This window comes from Halorubrum sp. CBA1125 (genome assembly GCF_009742825.1).
Lineage (GTDB): Archaea > Halobacteriota > Halobacteria > Halobacteriales > Haloferacaceae > Halorubrum.
The window spans coordinates 1-5987 of sequence record NZ_WPCE01000175.1 but is presented as its reverse complement, the minus strand read 5'-3'; the positions used below and the strand labels follow the sequence as shown (position 1 = coordinate 5987).

5 protein-coding genes and 1 pseudogene are annotated in these 5987 nt (G+C 67.4%); 4 read left to right on the top strand and 2 right to left on the bottom strand.

The genetic code is table 11. The features are described from left to right. Window positions 1-214 precede the first annotated feature (214 nt). The 4 genes and pseudogenes from GJ633_RS17910 to GJ633_RS13125 all read left to right on the top strand — a co-directional run. Window positions 215-718, top strand: a pseudogene (locus GJ633_RS17910) (PAS domain S-box protein); the annotation flags it as partial. A 113-nt stretch (window positions 719-831) separates the two neighbouring features. Further along, on the top strand, window positions 832-1221 hold the full coding sequence (locus tag GJ633_RS17905; RefSeq protein ID WP_321169083.1) for a sensor histidine kinase: 390 nt from the start codon (window positions 832-834) through the stop codon (window positions 1219-1221). 181 nt (window positions 1222-1402) lie between these two features. Continuing rightward, window positions 1403-3829 (top strand): DNA topoisomerase VI subunit B, encoded by a 2427-nt coding sequence (locus tag GJ633_RS13130; RefSeq protein ID WP_156589183.1) that lies wholly within the window; start codon window positions 1403-1405, stop codon window positions 3827-3829. Then, window positions 3830-4915 (top strand): DNA topoisomerase IV subunit A, encoded by a 1086-nt coding sequence (locus GJ633_RS13125; RefSeq protein ID WP_156589182.1) that lies wholly within the window; start codon window positions 3830-3832, stop codon window positions 4913-4915. Window positions 4916-4979: 64 nt separating this feature from the next. Here the strand turns inward: GJ633_RS13125 and GJ633_RS13120 are convergent, their stop codons facing one another. Together GJ633_RS13120 and GJ633_RS13115 are read right to left on the bottom strand one after the other, a co-directional pair. Further along, window positions 4980-5216: a CDGSH iron-sulfur domain-containing protein gene (locus tag GJ633_RS13120; RefSeq protein WP_156589181.1), complete on the bottom strand. Its 237-nt coding sequence runs from the start codon at window positions 5214-5216 to the stop codon at window positions 4980-4982. Between the two features lie 83 nt (window positions 5217-5299). Continuing rightward, on the bottom strand, window positions 5300-5987 hold a 688-nt coding region (locus GJ633_RS13115; protein WP_156589180.1), incomplete at its 5' end, for an MFS transporter.

The window sequence follows — 5987 nt, the reverse complement described above, 5'->3', positions numbered from 1 at the left end:
GTCGGCCGTCCATCCTGACATACCCGTTCCGAGGGGCGTAACGGCAAGAAACCTGTCGGCTAGCGTGTCAAGAACACCCGTCGCAGGTGTCATAGAACAGTTCTCACCCTCACGAGAAACCCCCAATCGTCGATACCGGAATATAGTTACCGGACACCGGTGACGGTGTGAGCTATTGGATGCTTATTTTTGTCTTGAGTGACACAATTTACCGATGCCCGATTATCAGGAGCTATTCGAGAAGATCCCAGATGGGATTACGCTCCACGACGCCGAGGACGGCTCGGTCCTCGACACCAACGAGCAGTTCTGCGAGATGCTCGGTTACACCCGGGGAGAACTTCTCGAACTGCAGTTCGAGGATATCATCCTTGACGAGCCACCCTATACGAGCGAGCGTGCCGAAGAGTACATCCGGAAGGCGGCCACCGACGGCCCCCAGACCTTCGAGTGGCGCGACGAAACGAAAGCCGGAGAGCCCATCCCGGTCGAAGTCCACCTCCGACAGACGTCCCTCGATGGCCACCAGCGCATTCTCGCGGTGGTTCGGGATATCACCGATCGCAAGAAACGCGAACGCGAACTCGAACGAAAGAACGAACGCCTCGAAGAGTTCGCCAGCGTCGTCAGCCACGACCTCCGAAACCCGCTGAACGTCGCGCAGGGACGGCTCGAACTCGTCCGCGATGAGTGTGACAGCGATCACCTCACTGCCATCGCCCGGGCACACGAACGGATGGAAACGTTGATCGGGGACTTGCTGGCGCTTGCCCGCGACGGGGAGACCACGATGGAACTCGAGGACGTGGCGCTCGCGGACATCATCGCCCGCTGCTGGCAGAACGTCGAAACGGGCGATGCGACGCTCCACATCGACACCACGCACGCGATCCGGGCGGACCACGCCCGTCTCCAGCAACTACTCGAGAACCTCATCCGGAACAGCGTGGAACACGGCGGCGCAGACGTGACGGTTCGGGCCGTGATCTCGCCGACGGGTTCTTCATCGAGGACGACGGCCCGGGCATCCCCGAGGAAACACGCGATCGGGTATTCGAAGCGGGCTACACCACGGCCGGCGAGGGCACCGGCTACGGGCTCAAAATCGTCAACGAAATCGTCGTCGCCCACCGATGGGAGATCACCGTAACTGACTCCGATGAGGGGGGTGCACGCTTCGAGATCACCGGCGTCGCCCTGAGTGCTTCGGAATCGCAGTGAACGCAAACCACGTGTTGAACGCAAACCACGTGTCTGTGACCCGTTCCGGCGGCGGCACACCCCGGAACCGTGGACGGCGCCGATGCCGAACACCGGGTGAGACGCAGTCTCTGGGTGAGATACACTTTCGCCGCGCTGCCGGTGTGTTTTTACGCCCCTCGCGGGAAGGGACACGCACCGAATGACGTCCTTCCAGTCGACGATCGGCGACGAGGAGGGGATCGCGGAGGAGCTGGCGGAGGGCCAGCGCGAGATCTCCATCGCCGAGTTCTTCGAGAAGAACAAACACATGCTCGGGTTCGACTCGGGCGCCCGCGGGCTCGTCACCGCCGTCAAGGAGGCGGTCGACAACGCCCTCGACGCGACCGAGGAGGCCGGGATCCTCCCCGACGTCTACGTCGAGATCGAGGAGGTGGGCGACTACTACCGGGTCGTGATCGAGGACAACGGGCCGGGCATCACGAAAGAACAGCTCCCGAAGGTGTTTGGGAAGCTCTTGTATGGTAGCCGGTTTCACACCCGTGAGCAGAATCGCGGTCAACAGGGAATCGGCATCTCAGCGGCGGTGCTGTACTCGCAGCTCACGTCCGGACAGCCCGCGAAGATCACGTCCCGTCCGAAGGGGCAGTCCCGAGCGCAGTACTTCGAGCTGATCATCGACACCGACACGAACGAGCCGGAGATCAAAGCGGACGAGGAGACGACGTGGGACCGCCCCCACGGCACCCGGATCGAACTGGAGATGGAGGCGAACATGCGCGCCCGCCAGCAGCTCCACGACTACGTGAAACACACCGCCGTCGTCAACCCGCACGCCCGGATCGAGCTGCGCGAGCCCGGGCTCGACGAGCCGCTGAAGTTCGAGCGCGCGACCGACGAGCTGCCAGCGGAGACCGAAGAGATCCGGCCGCACCCCCACGGCGTCGAGCTCGGCGCGCTGATCAAGATGCTGGAGGCGACGGAGTCGTACTCGGTCTCGGGGTTCCTCCAGGAGGAGTTCACCCGCGTCGGCAAGAAGACGGCGGACTCGGTCATTGACACCTTCCGCGACGTCCACTACGGGCGAGAGCTGGCGTGGGCGCCGCCGCGGACCCACGACGACCGCGACGTCGAGGCCGCGGTCGCGGACGCGGTCGCCAACAAGGGCAAAGAGGCGACGACCGCCTTCGCCGAGGGCGTGGCCGAGACGGTCGCGGACAACGACCGGCTCGCGCGCTCGGAACTCGCCGCGATCGTCGATAACGTCGCGGAGGCGGTCGCGTCCGACACCGGCCGGACCTTCGGCGCGACCGTTCGCGAGAACGCGGTCGCGGCGGCGTGGGCGGCGATCACGGGGATCGACCCGGACGCTGACGAGCCCGACGGCGAGGCGCTCGTCCCCGACGTGTACGCGCTCGTCGACGAGGCGACCTCGACCCGCAAGGACGACGCGATCGTCGAGGCGATGGCCGAGGCGCTCGCGCGGCGGTTCGAGAACCTCGACGGCGGCGCGTTCCGGGTCACCCGCGACGACCTCGAACGGCTCGTCGCCGACGCGGCGTCGTTCGTCGCGGAGCAGCACGACGCGACGTTCGGCGAGACCGCCCGCGAGAACGTGGTCGAGGCGTTCTGGTCGCGGGCGCGGACGGTGCCGGACGACCCGCCGAAGGTGTCGTCGATCGCCGGCGACCGCGACGCCGCCGCCGACCTGTTGGAGGCGATGCGGACGACCGACATCCTCGCGCCGCCGACCGACTGTCTCGCCCCGATCACGGCGGAGCTGGTCGAGGCCGGCCTCCGAAAGGAGTACGACGCCGACTTCTACGCGGCGGCGACCCGCGACGCCGAGGTCCACGGCGGCGACCCCTTCATCGTCGAGGCCGGGATCGCCTACGGCGGGGACATCCCGGCGGAGGGGGCCGTCGAGCTGCTCCGCTTCGCGAACCGGGTCCCGCTGGTCTACCAGCGCGGCGCCTGCGCGACGACCGACGTGGTCAAGTCCATCGGCTGGCGCAACTACGGGCTCGACCAGCCCGGGGGATCGGGGGTGCCGAACGGGCCGGCCGTGATAAGCATCCACGTCGCGTCCACCAACGTCCCGTTCACGAGCGAGTCGAAGGACGCGATCGCGAACGTGCCGGCCATCGAAGACGAGATCGAGCTCGCGGTCAGGGAGGCGGCCCGCGAACTGAAGTCGTACCTCAAGAAGCGGCGCTCGATGCAACAGCGCCGGGAGAAACAGGACGTGCTCGGCCGAATCCTCCCGGAGATGGCCGACAAGGTGTCGGAGGTGACGGGCCGTCCCCGTCCCGACATCGACGGCGCGCTCGCGCGGATCATGAACAACGTGAGCGTCGAGCGCGAGGTCCGCGACGGGACAGTGACGCTCGTCGTGGAGAACCACTCCGACGTCACCGAGACGCTCGAGGTCACCGACATCGTCTCGGCGGAGCCGACGGACCTCTCCGACGGGACGGTCGTCGCCATGGACGGCGAGTGGTTCGTCCAGTGGAAGCCCGAGGTACCGTCGGGCGACGAGCGGGAACTGACGTACAGCGTCGCCGACGACGCCGACTTCGAGGTCAGCGTCGGCGGCGTCGAAACGGAGAAACTCACGGTGAACGCATAAATGACGACGGATACCGACGCACGAGACGAGCTGATCGACCTCGCCGCGGACTTCTACGACCAGTTCGCGGCCGGACGGATTCCGGAACTGGAGCTGCCGACGCGGACGAAGAGCAACATCGAGTACGACCCCGAGAGCGGGGTCTGGACGTACGGCGACCGCACGTCCACGCGGAGCGCGAACTCGGTGCGCGGCGCCCGGAAGCTGCTCAAGGCGGCGTACACGATCGAGTTCCTCGCGGACCAGCTCGACGCGGACCGCTCGTCGACGCTGCGGGAGCTGTACTACCTCTCCGAGTCGTGGGACAACGACGAGGCGCAGTTCTCCTCGCAAGACGAGTCGAACGACCTCGTGGAGGACTTAGAGATCGTCACCGGGGTCACCCGCGAGGACTTCCACATGCGCCCGGAGGAGTCGGGCGCGACGCTCATGGGCCCGCTCGAACTCCGCGAGCAGACGCGACGCGGGGAGCGCGAGATCCACTGCCAGGAGGACGTCGGGGAGGGCGGCTACCAGATCCCGAACAACCCCGACATGATCGAGTTCCTCGACGACGACATCGACTTCGCGCTGGCGGTCGAGACCGGCGGGATGCGCGACCGGCTCGTCGAGAACGGGTTCGACGAGGCGTACAACTGCCTCGTGATCCACCTCAAGGGACAGCCGGCGCGGGCGACCCGCCGGATCACGAAGCGCGTCCACGACGAGCTCGACGTCCCCGTCGCCGTGTTCGCCGACGGCGACCCGTGGTCCTACCGGATCTACGGCTCCGTGGCGTACGGCTCCATCAAGTCCGCGCACCTCTCGGAGTACCTCGCGACGCCGGAGGCGCAGTTCGTCGGGATCCAGCCCGAGGACATCGTCGAGTACGACCTGCCCTCCGACCCGCTCTCCGACTCGGACGTGAACGCCCTCGAATCCGAGCTAGAGGACCCGCGGTTCCAGACCGACTACTGGGAAGAGCAGATCGAACTCCAGCTCGACATCGGCAAGAAGTCCGAACAGCAGTCGCTGGCGAGCCGCGGGCTCGACTTCGTTACCGACACCTACCTGCCGGAGCGGCTCGACGCGATGGGCGTGTTGTAGCCGCGTCGCGGCCGATCCGGCTCCGCGTCGCCGCCGATTCCGGAGCCACGTACACCACGGCTGCTCACTCGCCTTCGTACACGATCTCGGCGATCTCTCGGCGTTCCCCGTCCGGATCGTCGTCCTCGTACTTGTACACGGCGTCGTCGGCCTCGTCGGTCGTCGCGTTGTGCGATCCGTCACAGAACGGCCTCGATCCCGAGAGGCCGCACTGACAGACGTAGATCATCCCGTCGTCGCCCGTGTCGGACTCGTCGAGTCGGGCCGGTCCACGCTCCTCGTGGGTCACCTCGCGTGCCATGGTCGGCGATCGAGCGTGACCGGTATACGAGTTGCGGCGAGACGCGGAGCGGGGCGGACGGTTCGCGTCCGGGAGTCGACCGGCTAGTACCCGAGTCCCAACAGTCGGTTCACGGACAGCGCCGTCAGCCCGAGCCCCATCACGCCCGCGAGCACCCCGAACGCGACCGTCCAGCCGGCGACGTCGGAGACGGCACCGACGACGACGCTGCCTGACGCGCCGAGCACCATGTACGCGGTGCGCACGAGTCCGAAGCCGGCCCCGCGCTCCGCGTCCGACAGCAGGTCCATGAACCGGGACTGCACCGGCGCGCCCCACGACATCGCGACCCCGACGAACCCGACGCCGGCGACGGTGACGGCGAGTCCGAGGTCGAACCGCGCCGCGGCCACGAGCAGCCCGTACCCGACGACGCCGGCGCCCATCGTCATCATCGCGGTCGTGTCGCGGCCGATCCGGTCGGAGACGGACCCCGTGAGCGGCTGGGTGCCGCCGTGGACGAGGAAGTACAGCGAGAACAGGAGCGCCGACAGCGCGCCCGACCACCCGACGCCGACCTCTAGGAACGTCGGCAGGAAGGAGGCCGTCGCCTGCCAGGTGAACGCGCCCAGCATGGCCAGGCCGGTCGTGTACAGGATCGAGGGCCGCGAGAGCAGCTCGGCCAGCGGGCCGAGCGCGAACCGCTCGCGTACCGGCTGGTCCGGCCGCACCGGCTCGGTCGGCTCCACCCGCCACGCGAACAGGACGAACACCGGGACCGCGGCGGCGACG